This window comes from Sulfurovum sp. MH2-6 (assembly GCF_058374785.1).
In genome coordinates, this window is sequence record NZ_CM178170.1 from 2,125,527 (window position 1) to 2,139,149 (window position 13,623).

Consider the following 13,623-nt stretch of genomic DNA (forward strand, 5'->3'; position numbering starts at 1 on the left):
CTTTGGCAACGACAGCAGAACTCATCACTGAAAATTACGACTATGCACTCCCCCAGGAGCTCATAGCCTCCAAACCCGTCTATCCGAGAGACAGCGCCAAACTTCTGGTCTATGATCGGAAGAGTGATACGATCACGCATACGACTTTTGCACACCTTTTGGAGTATCTCCCAAAAGAGTGCGATGTATTCTTGAACGATACCCGTGTGATCAAAGCACGTATTTTCGGACACAAAGAGAAGATCGGCGAACAGGGCGGAGGAAAAGTGGAACTCCTCTTTAACAAATCACTCGATGCCTACCGGTCACTCGTACTGATCCGCGGTAAAGTACAGGCAGGGATGAGACTGATCTTTGATGAAGGAGTGGTTGCAACAGTGGAGGAGCTTCATGAAGACGGAAGCCGCACCGTGACCTTTTCACAGGATCAGATACCGCTCCGTTTTGAAGCACTTGTCGTACTTCTGGACAAAATCGGTCATCTCCCTCTGCCGCCGTATATGCAGAGGGAGGACAACAAAGAGGATGAGAGAGACTACCAGACCCTCTTTGCCCGGCATGCAGGTGCAGTGGCAGCCCCTACCGCATCCCTGCACTTTACGCCAGCACTTTTTGAAGCGATGCAGAAGAGACATAAAACACACAAGGTCACACTGCATGTGGGTGCAGGGACCTTCAAGCCTGTCGAGAGCGACAATATCCTCGATCACCCGATGCACTCTGAGTTTTTCTCTATCAGTGATGAAGCGGCCGACGTTCTGGATAGCGGGAGACCGCTTCTAGCGATCGGAACTACGGTGACTCGAACGATAGAGTACTACGTGCGTACCGGTAAAAAAGAGGGGGAGTGTGACCTTTTCCTTAATCCGCATAACCCTCCGATCCGTGTTACACACCTACTCACTAACTTCCATCTGCCTAAAAGTACACTGATTATGTTGGTATCGGCTTTTATTGGAAGAGAAAAAACGTTAGAATTATATAAAGAAGCTGTAGAGAAAAAATATAGATTTTTCTCCTATGGAGATGCAATGCTTATTCTATAGAGGTGTAAGATGAAACAGTTTTCAGCACTACTTTTTACCCTCATCCTGCTGGCAGGATGTGCGCAAAAGAAACCCTACACATACCCCAACTACGATATCATCAAACCTGAAGTGACCTGTAAGCCGAACCGCTACAATATCCAGGCCCTGCTTGGCTTTTATCTGGACAAACCTTATGTTTGGGCCGAAGAGGGCCCTGATGCCTTTGACTGTTCAGGACTTACCTACAATATCTACGGTCAGATGGGAGTCGAGATCCCGCGTGTTGCAAGAGAACAGGCGAAAGTAGGAAAGACCATCCCGTTTAAAGAGCTGCATGAAGGGGATCTTATCTTCTTTGGTTCGACCAACAAACGGAGCAAATACATCAACCATGTCGGTATCTACCTGGGTGACGGGTGGTTTGCTCACGCAAGCAGTAAAAACCGCAAAGTCACCGTGACGCACTTTGAGGATGAACCCAAATACCTCAAACGTATGAAATTGTGTAAACGTTATCTCAGTAAAGATGAGCAAAAGCTCTATATGACCTGTGATGCTCCGCTTCAAAAAATGCGTGTCACCAGTTCACGCTATACCACACCGTGGAAAACAGGGATGAGCCTCCCGAAAAAAGCGGTACCGGACTAGGTCATTGTCATGGCAAAAGTTTCGCCCAATATCCCCTGCCCCTGCGGAAGTCAAAAAAAGTATAAGAAGTGTTGTGCCGTCTATCACAAAGGGGCACTGGCACCTGACGCTTTGTCCTTGATGAAGTCACGCTACAGTGCCTATGCTGCAGGCAATGCCGACTATATTATCAAAACCACACACCCTGATAACCCTGACTATACGACAGATCGTACCTCATGGAAAAAAGAGATCGATCTCTTTAGTAAACATACAGAGTTTTTAGGGTTGAAAATCCTGGAGTTTATCGATGGTGAGGAGGAAGCCTATGTCACCTTTGAAGCCTTACTCTCCAGCGGCATGCTTCATGAAAAAAGCCGTTTTCTGAAGAGCGGCGGTGTCTGGCTCTATGTCGATGGCGTGATCTCCTGATCACTCCATCATATCTTTTGAAAAACGATAGGCTTCAATCGCTTTTTTGACCTTGGACAACTCTCTGGAATACTTCTTCACATAGGTTGGAAGGTAGTCATATTTCTTGAGAAGAAGATAGTTATAGATCTCATTGACCAGATCATGCAGCGCTGAAGCACCGATCGTTCCCGAAAGTCCACGCATATCAACAAAGAGCATTTTGATCTGTTCATGACGTTTCTCATCAATCAGCTTTCCAAATGTCCGGTCACTCTCTCCATACGCTTCAAGGAACTCTTTAAGCAGCTCGATATAGAGTGCCTCATTGTTGTTCGTATGTGCGATACCCTTTTCGATCTCCAGTCCGTCAAACAGTGATTCTCTTTCCCTCTTCTCCTCTGCTTTGGCTGTTTCGATCGCCTTCTCCGAGATAAACATCATCATTGCCCGGTAGAGTTTTCCTACATTCAACGGTTTGGCTAAAAAGGCATTGATCCCGCAACTGAACATTTTCTGCTTTTCGCTCTCAAGGATCAAGGCTGTAAAGGCTACGATCGGGACCATATCAAATCTTCTCTCTTCTCTTATCACCTGTGTTGCGGTAAATCCATCCATTACAGGCATATTGATATCCATCAGTATAAAGTCAAACTTGACCTTCCCTGACTTCACGATCTCTACAGCCTGTTGACCATCACTGGCCAGAGTGATCTTGATACCTGATTTAGAGAGCAGATTGGTAAGTACCTTCTGGTTGATCAGGTTATCATCGACGATCAGAAGCTCTTTGCCTGCAAACTCCGAGAAATTCTCCTGAGTTATCCCTTTCTCTTCGGCTATGTCGGCTTTGTATACTTTTGCCCTCGGCAATGCCTCACCCTCTTCTTTATCGAGCCTATCCTGGAGGAGTACTTTTGATACCCCCATGTCATAGAGATCGATAATGAGTTCAAATACCCTCTCCTGGTTCACTGGCTTGAAGAGATGGGCATCGATCAATCCACCATGAAAATTACTCTCACTGACATTTAAAAGGTTATTGAGTGCAATGATCTTCAGATCACTTTTTTTCTCTTTGATCTCAAGAAGATGCCTGATGACATTTCCGCTAAAGAGTGACGCTTTGAGGATAATAATGTCATAACCGTCCATCTTCGGCATAGAGAATTCAAAATCCTCTTTGGTGATCACTCTCACCTCATGTCTGAAATAAGCGAACATTTTCTTGATCGCCAGCCCGGAGTTATAGTTGGAATCTACGATCAAGACCTGTTTCTCTGTCAGTGCTTTATCCGGCAGACGGTACCGTCGTCTGTTTTCCACATCTACAAGCTTCAAAGGAAGATCGAGGATAAAGGTTGTTCCCTTTCCTTCCAGACTCTCAACAGAAAGCGTACCGCCCATGAGCTCGGAGAGGGACTTTGCAATAAAAAGCCCGAGACCGACATAACTTCCCTCTTCTTCATCGTAGTAAGGGATAAAGAGTGATTCAACTTCCTCTTTAGGGATACCTGTCCCGGTATCTCTCAACCTGAACTGCAGATCTATATTATCTTCAGTATGATTGAACATTGAGACTTCAAGTTTTACCTCTTCATCGGTAAGTCTGGAGAACATATACTCCAGGAGGTTGCTCAGCACACGCCCGACATGCAGAGAGTCGCCTATCATATGACGCGGTACATTGTTGTTCACATCAAAGATCAGCTCGACCTCTTTGCCCGCATGTTTTGTGCCCAGGAGTCCCGACACTTCATTCAGTACATTGTTCAGGTTGAAGGGTTGATTGTTGATCTCGATCTTTTTGGACTTAATACGTAAAAAGTAGATCAGATCATTGGTAACACCCAGGAGCTGATCTTCTATATCGCCCATCAGCTCCTCCTTCTCCTGGGAGGAGCTGATGTTGCTTTCGATGATATCATGACTTTTTTTCAACGCTTCCTGTGCCGCATCATGTATGTTTTCGCTCATGCTCGTTAGGATCTGGTTCTGTTTCTCTTCCATCTCAAGCTGTTTGGATAACATCTTCTCATGGAACGTTCGAAGCTTCGCTATCTGTCTTGAAGCAAAAAAAAGTATCCCTGTCGCCACTACTGCGACGATGAGAATCACTGTCCAGATACTGACCGTTTCAAAACTGCTCTCATTCTCTGCCGCTTCAAGAAATGATATCATGACACTACCAAGTAACCACATAACTCTTCGCATTTAAAACTCCTTTAAGGTATTCTAACATAAGCAGATTGATTTCACCCCATCTTTATATAAAAATATATCATTTACCACAATATTTCCACAAACTTATTTTATGATAGCCTATTCACACTACCAAGAAAGGATTATTCATGAAAAAATATCGTATTTTAAGCTGTATACTTATCGCAACCTTAGCCCTCTCTACAGCTCTACAAGCAAGAGAGTTTGACCATAGAACCGGTATCGCCAATGAGGTACCGATGAAACAGCAGAAAATAGAAAAACTGGATCGAAGGCTGGGGAAACATCAAGCGAAAAGACGGGATTTCCGAGACCAGAGAGAGTTTATCTCTCAGCAACGCTACCATAGGGAGTACAAACACAAAGAGCTTCGGCCCTATCCCGGACCTGCATTCAAACAGAGAGGACACCGTTTTACAAAACGCGGATGGGAACTTGCCTACCGTGTTGACAGAGCAGCATTTTATGACAGATACGGCTACCACTACGGCTATTTTAACCGACATGGTTACTACTTTGAGGGAGAATTCTACCGTTATGACAGGGGATATAGATACCGTGACCGCATAAGAGGGAAAGGGCTCTTTGATCAACGCTATTACATGCCTGCAAACTACCGTTATTACGGTTTTAACCCTATGCTGCAGAGGTAATCAAAGCTTTGCTATAATTCCACCTATGAAATTAGCAAGTATAGATGTAGGACTAAAACGTATCGGTGTAGCGATCTGCCTGGACGGCAAGATCATTTTGCCGCAAGAGGCGATCCTGAGAAAAAACCGCAACCAGGCTGCAAGGGATGTCAAAACCTTTTTGGATGAGTGGGAGATAGAGAAGCTCATTGTGGGCCTTCCCAAAGGGGGCTCTGCCGAAGAGGAGATGGAGCGCCGTATCAAACACTTTGTTGCATTGCTTGACCTGGGTATCGAGGTAGACTACCAGGATGAACAGGGCTCCAGTTTCGAAGCCAAAGAGCTGACCAAAGGCGACTTCAGACACAAGAGGGACGGACGCCTTGACTCGATGGCAGCCAAGATCATCCTCGAGAGGTATCTTGGCCTCTGATCCCGTCTATTCATAGCGCAATGCATCAATAGGGTTCATATTGGCCGCCTTTCGGGCAGGAATGATCCCGAAGACGATACCGATCAACATCGAAAAGAGCAGTGCGACCGCGGTAATAAAAGGATCGATCACCAGAGTGATATCCAGCCACTCCGCGGTACCAAAGGTGATCAATATCCCCATTATGATCCCAACCAGACCTCCCAGACCGGAGAGTACAATGGATTCGATCAAGAACTGTATCAGGATATCTTTTGCCATGGCACCCACTGCCATACGTATACCGATCTCACGCGTCCGTTCGGTCACCGAAACCAGCATAATGTTCATGATCCCGATACCCCCTACGACCAGGGAGATCGCAGCTACGGCTCCCAGCATGATCGTAAGTACCGTCGTGATCTGCGAAACCGTATCGATCAGTGCTGTCATACTGCGTACCCCAAAGTTATCCTCTTCGTTGCTTTTGATACCCCTGCGTTCTCTCAGTACTCTCTCTATCTGTATCTTCGCCGCTTCGAGCGGTACGTTTTTTTTCACTGCCGCCATCATCAACGGTATCGTATCACTTCCGCTGATACGGCGCTGGAAAAGAGAAAAGGGTACCAGGATAAGATCATCCTGATCCATACCAAAGGTGTTGGCACCTTTTTTCTCCAGCACCCCGATGACCTTGCAGGAGAAGTTTTTCAGCCGTATCTTCTCTCCTACCACCGTTTCTTTATTTCCAAAGAGCGTCTCGACCACCGTATCTCCGATGACACATACATTGTGCCCCGTTCTCAGTTCGCTCTTTTCAAAGACCCTTCCCTTCTCTAACTTCCAGTTTTGTATCTGAAGATAGTCGTTTTCAACCCCGCGGATCGTCGTACGGTAATTCTGCTCTTTATAGATCACTGTCATCGAGCTGCTCTGGACCGGAGATATCGCTTCGAGTGCGTAGATAGAGGCGCGCAGTGTTTCAAGATCCTTTTTTTTGAAAGGCTTCTCCACAGCACCCCTGTTACCCGGCCCTCTCTGCTGCCCGGGGATGATATAGAGGGTATTGCTCCCCAGTTTCTCCACACTCTGGGTGATCGACTGGCTGGCACCCTTGCCTATGTTGACCATCGCGATCACAGAGGCGATACCGATCACGATACCGATCGCCGTCAGAAAAGAGCGCATAAAGTTACGCCGTATCTCACGCAGGGCCTGTAAAAATGCGTTACGAAACATGTTTCACCTCTTTTTCTATCCTGCCGTCACGCAGATAGATCGTCCGGGAGGCATAGGCTGCGATATCCTCTTCATGCGTCACCATGATCACCGTGATCCCCTGACTGTTGAAATCACGGATCAGTGCCATGATCTCATGACTGCGTTTAGTATCCAGGTTCCCCGTAGGTTCATCAGCGATCAGAATCCTTGGGTGCGTCACCATCGCCCTGGCGATCGCGACACGCTGCTGCTGTCCTCCCGAGAGCTGTCCCGGGTCATAGTAGAGTCTCTCTTCGAGGCCGACTCTCTTCAGTGCCTCTACCGCCATCTCTTTACGCTTCCTGCTGTCGATCCCCTGATAGATAAGCGGCATCTCGACATTTTCCAGAGAAGTGGTCTTTTTCAGGAGATTGTATCCCTGGAAAATAAATCCCAACAGATACCTTCGGAACAATGCACGCTGGTCCTGACTCAAAGCGCCTATCTCTGTATTCTCAAAAATATACTCTCCGCTGCTCGGGACATCCAGTGTCCCCAGAATATTGAGCAGTGTGGACTTGCCGCTGCCGCTTGGCCCCATGATCGCGATAAACTCACCCTCCTCTATCTCCAACGAAACATTCTGCAGTACCTTTGAAGCAGCATCACCCTCTCCGTAGGTCTTACTGATCTCTTTCAGAAAGATCATGAAGCTTTTTCCTGGTTCACGATCACCTCCGAGTTCTCTTGAAGTTCAGTGGATTCGATCGCACTCAATGGGCCGTTGCTCCCCAGTATCTTCACATAGACTTTATGAGGTTTCCCCTCTTTGAGGATATAGATATGCGGCAGAGGATCGACTTTTGCCTTCCCCCCTCCTGATCCGCCAAAAAGTGTTTTGCTTTTCGGATTGACCGGCATAAAGATCAGTGCCGCACGGTTGACAACAAAGGTATCTTCAAGGGTCTGGGTGATGATATCCGCATCGACACTCATCCCGGGTTTGAGCAGTAGTGCTCTGTTCTCCACCTCCATAATGGCCTTATAGGTAACCACGCTCTCCAAGATCTCTGAGTTGATCCTCACTTGCCTTATAGCCGTTTCAAAACGCTTATCGGGATAGGCATCCACACTGAACCGTGCTTTCTGCCCCGCTTTGATCTTCCCGATATCCGCTTCATCGATACTGATCTGAAGCTCCATCCTGTTGAGATCTTTTGCGATAGTAAAAAGGACCGGTGTCTGAAAAGATGCTGCCACTGTCTGTCCGGGATCGACGTTACGTACCAGTACCGTTCCCTCTATCGGTGAATAGATCTTTGTCCGTTCCAGATCGTACAGTGAGGACTTTAAGGCATGTTTCGCCTGCTCTATCTGTGCTTTTGCATTGGCGATCTGTGCTTTGGCCGAAAGATAGTTCCCCCAGTCTATATCCCAGTCACTCTCCGCGGGAAGATCTCCTTTGGAAACGATCTTGAGTTTCTTGTTGCGTTTTACCGCTGATTCTGCCTGATAGTACTGTGCTTCTGCACTCTGAAGTGCTGCCTCTGCGATCTGAAGAGAGGCTTTTGCACGGTCATAGGTACTCTGGTACTTGGTCGTATCCAGACGTGCCAAAAGCTGGCCTTTTTTGACCCTGTCATTATAGTCTACATAGACCTCTTCGATGGTGCCGGAGACCTCCGTACCGATATCAACACTCTCTATAGGCTGGATATACCCGCTCGCCGATACCGTAAGGGAGAGATCACTCTTTTTCAACGGCTCTGTCACATAACGATACTCAGCCTGCCCTGAATCTCTTGTCAAAAAAAGATAGATTGCGATAAGCACGATACCGACGAACACTACCGTCCCTATGCGCCACATATACGTATTTTTGTGATAATTAACGATCTTTTGCATCTCTTCCATGCACCAGCCTTTTTGGAGAAGATACCCCGGTGATAACTCTATCGGTAATGGGGTACATTATGCACTATTCTAACAGAGCTTGGATATAATGTGATTGAAAAGTGTCGTTCTCAAGGAGTTTTTTTGTCTATTCGACACGATACCAAGGTGCTACTGTGCTTCTCCCTATCCTCGTCCAACTGGTATCCAGGCACACTATAAAAGGAAAGTTCAATGAACCCGAAAAAAGTTGTAAGAGAAACGACCAAAAAACTCACCGACCTTCCCAATATCGGAAAATCACTGGCAGCTGATCTGGAACGTATCGGTATCGATAGCCCTGAAAAACTTCAGGGTAAAGAGCCCTATGCACTCTATCAAAGACTATCCGAAGTAACGGGCAAGCGTCAAGACCCGTGCGTACTTGATATCTTTATCTCTATCACCGATTTTATGAATGGCGGAGAGCCGAAAGTATGGTGGGCATATACGGCTGAACGGAAAGAGAAGTACAAGATCTAACCACTGCCATATTTCCGCATTCCCATCGAGACGCTTGAACGAGGTTAAGACGAATTAACCTTTGTGTTTTTCTTGAAGATCAGTAGAGGGCTTATAGCAGGATAGTTTTGCTAATCCATATAAAAACATAAAATATAAAATGATGGGAATTGCAAGTAAAAATGCAGAAAGAACCATAAATAAAGCTAAAAAGTCAGAAGCCGGTTGTAAGAACGCAATATAGTAATAGCTGCTACTCCCACTCCCTTCATTCCATTCAGGAGCATTCAATAACAATAAAAAATTTATCCCTAAAAGAATATAAAAATTGAATTTACATAAGTAAGGCTTTTTTAGTGCAATACCTGAAAGAATAACAGTTGCTAAAATATCGATGACCAAGATTTGTATAATCCCAAGTGTTTCTTTATCCATTCCATTCTCTCAATATTTTTTTCATTATATTCTCTTTTTGCCATTCCAGAAGATCATTCCAAAAAAGACCAGCATCACAGATGTCCCGAGAAGCGAATATCCCAGCGCCGCGTGCATACCGAAATACTCCCATATCACTCCTCCGATATAGGCCCCAATAGCTCCAAAGAGCGCTACACCCGCATAGAAGATCCCGTAGACCGATCCCCTGTTCTCTGCCCTATCAGCGATATAGGCGCGGTTGGCATTGAGAGAGGCGACGGTAAAGAGTCCGAGGAAGGCAAAGGCAAACCAGGTTGAAATCGGGTTTTGAAGATAGAGAAGCAGCTGTGCAATCACACCGCTGAGATAGGCAAAGAGCATGATACGCTTCACCCCGATCCTGTCGATCCATTTGCCGATCGTATAGCTCGTCAGTGTCTGTATCCCTGTAGAAACGACAAAAAGCAGCGGGATCAATGCCGTAGCAATCCCCACCTCTTTTGCCTGTACGGTAAAAAAGGCTGCAGAGAAGATGAAAAAGACAAAGAAGAAGTAGACAAACAACGCTTTGATCGTCTCTTTGTCCCGGGCATTGAAACTAAACTCCATACTCTCATAAGGGGAAGTCTTGGGGATATCCCTCACCAAAAAGAGCATGATCGCCAGACCTATCAGCCCGGGGATGAGTGTGGCATAGAAGATATTTCTCATCACTGCTTCACTCTGACCGAAGATCGCAAGCACGCCAAAAAGGATCAATGTCCCGCTGAGTTCTCCCGCGATATCCAGCGTCTTATGAAACCCGAAGGTCTTTCCTGATGCATTCTTTTTGCTGTAAGCTGCGATCATCAGATCTTTGGGTGCGGAGCGAAGCCCTTTCCCCAGTCTCTCAAGGGACTGCAGTACGGTAATCTGCTGATAGTTAGCGGTAAATCCGATGAGCGGCTTGGTCAAAGCTGAGAGCCCGTACCCTGCAACAACGAAGGGTTTGACGATCCCGTAGCGGTCACTGAGGTAACCAGAGAGCAGCCGCATTGCATAGGAGACAAAGGTCGCAACAGCTACGATAAACCCCAGTTTATCCATCCCCTCATGCAGTATCAAGACGATAAAAAGCGGAAGGATGGGCTGGATCATCGCCGTTGCCATATCGGTAAAGTAGCTTACCCATCCAAGCATCACCACGTTTTTATCGATCGTTTTCATCTTTTACCTAAAGTGTAACTATAGCCTCTCTTTGAGTTTTTCGATCCTCTGATGGGCTTTGATCAGGCTCTCTTCTTTGATCTCTCCGCTTTTTACCAATCCCATCACCGTATCGACCAGTTCTTTTGTGCTGACTGTCTTTGCCGGATCAAGCTGGTTCCCGAAAAGCAGGATATCGTTGCCCGCGTTGATCGCCAGTTTCAAGGTGTTTTTCAGGCCGTATTTTTTTGAGATAGCACCCATCTGCAGATCATCCGTGATCACGACACCGTGGTAGCCCAGATGCCAGCGAAGCTTTTTTGTAATGGTTTCAAACGAAAGGCTGGCAGGGTACCGGCTATCCAGTTTCCTGTTAAAGACATGGGCTACCATCACCGTATCGGCTTTCTCTGCAAGCAGTCTGTAGGGCTCAAGCTCTTCAGGTTGCCACAGATTGGTGACATCCACAAACCCTTTGTGGGTATCTCCAAGCGAAGAGCCGTGTCCCGGAAAATGTTTGAGAGAGGTCAGCACACCGTACCGATGCATCGCATCGATAAAAGTCGAAGAGAATGCCGCGACCTCTTTGGGGTCTTTGCCAAACGATCTTCCCAGACCGTAGATCACATGGTTCTTAGGGTTGATTGCAAGATCGACAACCGGTGCGAGATCAAAGTTGATCCCCACACTCTTAAGCTCTTTTGCCATCTTTTCATAGGTAGCTTTCACCTGAGCACTACTCATCCTGCTGACATCTTCAGCCTTGGGGTATTGACCGTAAAAGCCGTATCTGCTCTTCAGACGCTGTACACGCCCTCCCTCCTGATCCACGGCGATCAGAAGTTTTCCGTCACGGGAGCATGCCTGAAGCTCCTTGGTCAGTTTGGCTACCTGTGCCCTGCTTGAGATATTTTTGGGTTTGTTCTTATCTACCGGGTTATAGTCAAAGAGGATCACCCCTCCCAGATGATACGTTCCGATATCCCGGCAGATCTGTGAATCTTTGGGAGCAGAGGTACCGTGGAACCCTACCATCAACATCTGTCCGACCATCCCGGAAAGCGCTTTTTGCTTTATCTCATCAGCCGAACTTCCGATCCATGCCAACAGGAGGAAACATACAAACCAAACTTTTTTAACCATCTAAAACCCTTACTTCACTTCAAACACCCATTATAGTATAGAGAGACTTCATTCCCTGCCATACATCGCTACGATAAGAGGATCAATACGTATCGTACGTCCCTTCCTCCACTTCACTTTTCAGTCTGTCCAATGCTTCCTGCATCACCTCTAGGATCAACTCCCCTGCAAGCCTGTTATCTGCTTCCGGCACATCCCAGTCGGTAAATTTCATATTTGCTTTGAAGATCGCCCTGACTTCCGTAACGATCTCACCTTTTCTTGCCTCGATATCTTTTGCTTCAGGATTCATTCTCTCTCCTTTTACTATGAATTCTTTTATTATCTTACCCCTACTATGGTTAATTCACTCTTGATGATTAGTGTTCGGTTTACCTTCACCTTGTATCATTTGATTACAAGAGCAATTATGGGCTGTATAAATCTTAACTCCCCTTGAAGATTTCATACCTCCTTATAACATTTCAAACTTTTCCCTTAAACAAAAAACAACCCCTTCCATAATTGCTCTTTACCCCTAGATTTTCCCGAATAAACCTCAGAACCTCTCCCACTTCACGTTTATTACATATTCTTTTTGTATAATGTGCGCAAGAATTTATCACAAAGGTTTTATAGATGAAAAAATTACTCACGCTCTTTTTTCTTATCGTGTCGCTGGGGACATGGTCGTATGCTGAAGAACAACCCGATCTGACGTTCAAAGATATCAATGGTAAAACCGTTCAGATCAAGGGTGCCGCACAAGGGCTCGATATCCCTTCTTTGAAAGGGAAAGTGGTTTTCCTTGAGTTTTTCGGACATAAATGTCCTCCCTGTCTCATGTCAATCCCACACCTTGTAGAGCTTCAAAAGAAGTATAAAGAGAAACTGGCGATCGTTTCTGTTGAAGTACAGGGGATGAACGAAGAAGCACTCAAAGACTTTGTGTTTGAAAAAGGGATCAACTATACTGTTTCCACTGAAAGAAATGCAAGAATACTGGTCAACTACATCGCTGCACGTGCCGAGTGGAACGGAAGCATCCCTTTCATGGTCGCGATGGATACAAAGGGTAATGTACAGTTCGTACAGGCAGGGATGATCCCACAGGATTATTTGGAAAACCTTATCGCACAGCTTTCAAAGTAAGTCTCAAGACTATTCCAATCTCACGATACCGTTCTGTATCGTGATGACCCCTTCCAGTTCCGCTTCATAGACCCTGTCGCCAAAACGCTCCAACACAGCATCAAAGGTAGGAGAACTCTGACAGAAGTAAAAAAATTCATCCTTGGGTATCTCATCATTGACTTCTCTTCCGAACATTGAAGCGAATGTTTCTATATCATAGATCGCTTTGGCTTTCCCCTCTGCCAACAAGCGATTGGTCCCCAGACTTTCATCCAGCCTGTGCGGACAGACATAGATCTCTTTACCCATCTTGAGTGCATACTCTACCGAACGCATCGAACCGCTCTCAAGGTCTGCTTCGGTGACGATCAGTAGCTCACCCAGTGCGACGACCAGCTCATTGCGTACCACAAAGCTCCATCCGGTTGCCTTGAACCCGTCATCGAACTGGCTCAGCACCAATCCCTTGAATTCTATCTTCGCGATCAGTTCCCTGTTGACGGCCGGATAACGGATATCCAGCCCGTTGGCTGCTACCGCGATGGTGTTTGATGCTCCCGCACCCTTGTGTGCTATCGTATCGACGCCCATCGCAGCACCGCTGACTACACATACCCCTCTTTTTGCCAGGGCTTTAGCAAGAGTATAGGTAAAGTTTTTGGTATAGATCGATGGGTTTCTCGTACCCACGATAGAGACTTTCGGCCGCAGCAGAAGCGCCGGCTCCCCCTTGTAGAAGAGCGGATCAGGATACTTTCTCATCGCTTCCAACTCTGAGATATGTTCCGTAATACTCTCACTCATATCATCCCCTTTTTTAAGATGATAACCTAAGAGA

The 13,623-nt window shown here is 46.4% G+C and carries 16 protein-coding genes; 7 read left to right on the forward strand and 9 right to left on the reverse strand.

Annotated elements, in window-relative coordinates; translation table 11 throughout:
* The first annotated feature begins 2 nt into the window (after positions 1-2).
* Genes queA through AC4JOV_RS10780 form a run of 3 tightly spaced genes read left to right on the forward strand, consistent with a single transcriptional unit; the run spans position 3 to position 2,087 of the window.
* Positions 3-1,046, forward strand: a complete 1,044-nt coding sequence (queA, locus tag AC4JOV_RS10770; RefSeq protein WP_229937586.1) for a tRNA preQ1(34) S-adenosylmethionine ribosyltransferase-isomerase QueA — start codon at positions 3-5, stop codon at positions 1,044-1,046.
* Between the two features lie 9 nt (positions 1,047-1,055).
* Positions 1,056-1,676: a C40 family peptidase gene (locus tag AC4JOV_RS10775; protein ID WP_229937585.1), complete on the forward strand. Its 621-nt coding sequence runs from the start codon at positions 1,056-1,058 to the stop codon at positions 1,674-1,676.
* Between the two features lie 9 nt (positions 1,677-1,685).
* Positions 1,686-2,087, forward strand: coding sequence for a YchJ family protein (locus tag AC4JOV_RS10780; RefSeq protein ID WP_229937584.1), 402 nt, complete (start codon positions 1,686-1,688; stop codon positions 2,085-2,087).
* Here AC4JOV_RS10780 and AC4JOV_RS10785 read toward each other — a convergent pair whose 3' ends face one another.
* The gene (locus AC4JOV_RS10785; protein ID WP_229937583.1) at positions 2,088-4,280 is read right to left on the reverse strand and encodes a response regulator; all 2,193 of its coding nucleotides are present in this window, start codon (positions 4,278-4,280) and stop codon (positions 2,088-2,090) included. It lies immediately after the preceding gene.
* Between the two features lie 137 nt (positions 4,281-4,417).
* Here AC4JOV_RS10785 and AC4JOV_RS10790 point away from each other — a divergent pair, with 137 nt between their 5' ends.
* Together AC4JOV_RS10790 and ruvX are read left to right on the forward strand one after the other, a co-directional pair.
* Positions 4,418-4,942 carry a hypothetical protein gene (locus tag AC4JOV_RS10790; protein ID WP_229937582.1) on the forward strand — a complete coding sequence of 175 codons (525 nt, stop codon included), beginning with the start codon at positions 4,418-4,420 and terminating at the stop codon, positions 4,940-4,942.
* A 25-nt stretch (positions 4,943-4,967) separates the two neighbouring features.
* Positions 4,968-5,354: a Holliday junction resolvase RuvX gene (gene ruvX / locus AC4JOV_RS10795; RefSeq protein WP_229937581.1), complete on the forward strand. Its 387-nt coding sequence runs from the start codon at positions 4,968-4,970 to the stop codon at positions 5,352-5,354.
* A 6-nt stretch (positions 5,355-5,360) separates the two neighbouring features.
* Here the strand turns inward: ruvX and AC4JOV_RS10800 are convergent, their stop codons facing one another.
* The 3 genes from AC4JOV_RS10800 to AC4JOV_RS10810 are packed head-to-tail and all read right to left on the reverse strand — an operon-like array spanning position 5,361 to position 8,447.
* The gene (locus AC4JOV_RS10800; protein WP_229937580.1) at positions 5,361-6,572 is read right to left on the reverse strand and encodes an ABC transporter permease; all 1,212 of its coding nucleotides are present in this window, start codon (positions 6,570-6,572) and stop codon (positions 5,361-5,363) included.
* On the reverse strand, positions 6,562-7,242 hold the full coding sequence (locus AC4JOV_RS10805; RefSeq protein ID WP_229937579.1) for an ABC transporter ATP-binding protein: 681 nt from the start codon (positions 7,240-7,242) through the stop codon (positions 6,562-6,564). The genes AC4JOV_RS10800 and AC4JOV_RS10805 overlap by 11 nt, the downstream gene beginning before the upstream one ends.
* Positions 7,239-8,447, reverse strand: coding sequence for an efflux RND transporter periplasmic adaptor subunit (locus AC4JOV_RS10810; RefSeq protein WP_229937578.1), 1,209 nt, complete (start codon positions 8,445-8,447; stop codon positions 7,239-7,241). Before AC4JOV_RS10810 ends, AC4JOV_RS10805 begins: the two co-directional genes overlap by 4 nt.
* 213 nt (positions 8,448-8,660) lie before the next feature.
* Between AC4JOV_RS10810 and AC4JOV_RS10815 the strand changes: the two genes are divergently transcribed.
* Positions 8,661-8,948, forward strand: coding sequence for a helix-hairpin-helix domain-containing protein (locus AC4JOV_RS10815; protein WP_229937577.1), 288 nt, complete (start codon positions 8,661-8,663; stop codon positions 8,946-8,948).
* A gap of 54 nt (positions 8,949-9,002) precedes the next feature.
* Here AC4JOV_RS10815 and AC4JOV_RS10820 read toward each other — a convergent pair whose 3' ends face one another.
* The 4 genes from AC4JOV_RS10820 to AC4JOV_RS10835 all read right to left on the reverse strand — a co-directional run bounded on the left by AC4JOV_RS10820 (position 9,003) and on the right by AC4JOV_RS10835 (position 11,964).
* Positions 9,003-9,362: a hypothetical protein gene (locus AC4JOV_RS10820; RefSeq protein ID WP_229937576.1), complete on the reverse strand. Its 360-nt coding sequence runs from the start codon at positions 9,360-9,362 to the stop codon at positions 9,003-9,005.
* A 24-nt stretch (positions 9,363-9,386) separates the two neighbouring features.
* A complete protein-coding gene (locus AC4JOV_RS10825) occupies positions 9,387-10,550 on the reverse strand; it encodes an MFS transporter (protein ID WP_229937575.1) in 1,164 nt (387 codons plus the stop codon).
* A gap of 18 nt (positions 10,551-10,568) precedes the next feature.
* A complete protein-coding gene (locus AC4JOV_RS10830; RefSeq protein ID WP_229937574.1) occupies positions 10,569-11,672 on the reverse strand; it encodes a glycoside hydrolase family 3 protein in 1,104 nt (367 codons plus the stop codon).
* Positions 11,673-11,754: 82 nt separating this feature from the next.
* Positions 11,755-11,964: a hypothetical protein gene (locus tag AC4JOV_RS10835; RefSeq protein ID WP_229937573.1), complete on the reverse strand. Its 210-nt coding sequence runs from the start codon at positions 11,962-11,964 to the stop codon at positions 11,755-11,757.
* A 326-nt stretch (positions 11,965-12,290) separates the two neighbouring features.
* Between AC4JOV_RS10835 and AC4JOV_RS10840 the strand changes: the two genes are divergently transcribed.
* The gene (locus AC4JOV_RS10840) at positions 12,291-12,803 is read left to right on the forward strand and encodes a TlpA family protein disulfide reductase (RefSeq protein ID WP_229937572.1); all 513 of its coding nucleotides are present in this window, start codon (positions 12,291-12,293) and stop codon (positions 12,801-12,803) included.
* A gap of 9 nt (positions 12,804-12,812) precedes the next feature.
* Here AC4JOV_RS10840 and AC4JOV_RS10845 read toward each other — a convergent pair whose 3' ends face one another.
* On the reverse strand, positions 12,813-13,589 hold the full coding sequence (locus AC4JOV_RS10845) for a DNA-processing protein DprA (RefSeq protein ID WP_229937571.1): 777 nt from the start codon (positions 13,587-13,589) through the stop codon (positions 12,813-12,815).
* Positions 13,590-13,623: the final 34 nt, after the last annotated feature.

What these genes read in the sequence shown, in the direction of transcription:
- AC4JOV_RS10775 (WP_229937585.1), top strand. Translation starts at nt 1,056, where the DNA reads ATGAAACAGTTTTCAGCACTACTTTTTACCCTCATCCTGCTGGCAGGA.
- AC4JOV_RS10780 (WP_229937584.1), top strand. Translation starts at nt 1,686, where the DNA reads ATGGCAAAAGTTTCGCCCAATATCCCCTGCCCCTGCGGAAGTCAAAAA.
- AC4JOV_RS10785 (WP_229937583.1), bottom strand. Translation starts at nt 4,280, where the DNA reads ATGCGAAGAGTTATGTGGTTACTTGGTAGTGTCATGATATCATTTCTT.
- AC4JOV_RS10790 (WP_229937582.1), top strand. Translation starts at nt 4,418, where the DNA reads ATGAAAAAATATCGTATTTTAAGCTGTATACTTATCGCAACCTTAGCC.
- ruvX (WP_229937581.1), top strand. Translation starts at nt 4,968, where the DNA reads ATGAAATTAGCAAGTATAGATGTAGGACTAAAACGTATCGGTGTAGCG.
- AC4JOV_RS10800 (WP_229937580.1), bottom strand. Translation starts at nt 6,572, where the DNA reads ATGTTTCGTAACGCATTTTTACAGGCCCTGCGTGAGATACGGCGTAAC.
- AC4JOV_RS10805 (WP_229937579.1), bottom strand. Translation starts at nt 7,242, where the DNA reads ATGATCTTTCTGAAAGAGATCAGTAAGACCTACGGAGAGGGTGATGCT.
- AC4JOV_RS10810 (WP_229937578.1), bottom strand. Translation starts at nt 8,447, where the DNA reads ATGGAAGAGATGCAAAAGATCGTTAATTATCACAAAAATACGTATATG.
- AC4JOV_RS10815 (WP_229937577.1), top strand. Translation starts at nt 8,661, where the DNA reads ATGAACCCGAAAAAAGTTGTAAGAGAAACGACCAAAAAACTCACCGAC.
- AC4JOV_RS10820 (WP_229937576.1), bottom strand. Translation starts at nt 9,362, where the DNA reads ATGGATAAAGAAACACTTGGGATTATACAAATCTTGGTCATCGATATT.
- AC4JOV_RS10825 (WP_229937575.1), bottom strand. Translation starts at nt 10,550, where the DNA reads ATGAAAACGATCGATAAAAACGTGGTGATGCTTGGATGGGTAAGCTAC.
- AC4JOV_RS10830 (WP_229937574.1), bottom strand. Translation starts at nt 11,672, where the DNA reads ATGGTTAAAAAAGTTTGGTTTGTATGTTTCCTCCTGTTGGCATGGATC.
- AC4JOV_RS10835 (WP_229937573.1), bottom strand. Translation starts at nt 11,964, where the DNA reads ATGAATCCTGAAGCAAAAGATATCGAGGCAAGAAAAGGTGAGATCGTT.
- AC4JOV_RS10840 (WP_229937572.1), top strand. Translation starts at nt 12,291, where the DNA reads ATGAAAAAATTACTCACGCTCTTTTTTCTTATCGTGTCGCTGGGGACA.
- AC4JOV_RS10845 (WP_229937571.1), bottom strand. Translation starts at nt 13,589, where the DNA reads ATGAGTGAGAGTATTACGGAACATATCTCAGAGTTGGAAGCGATGAGA.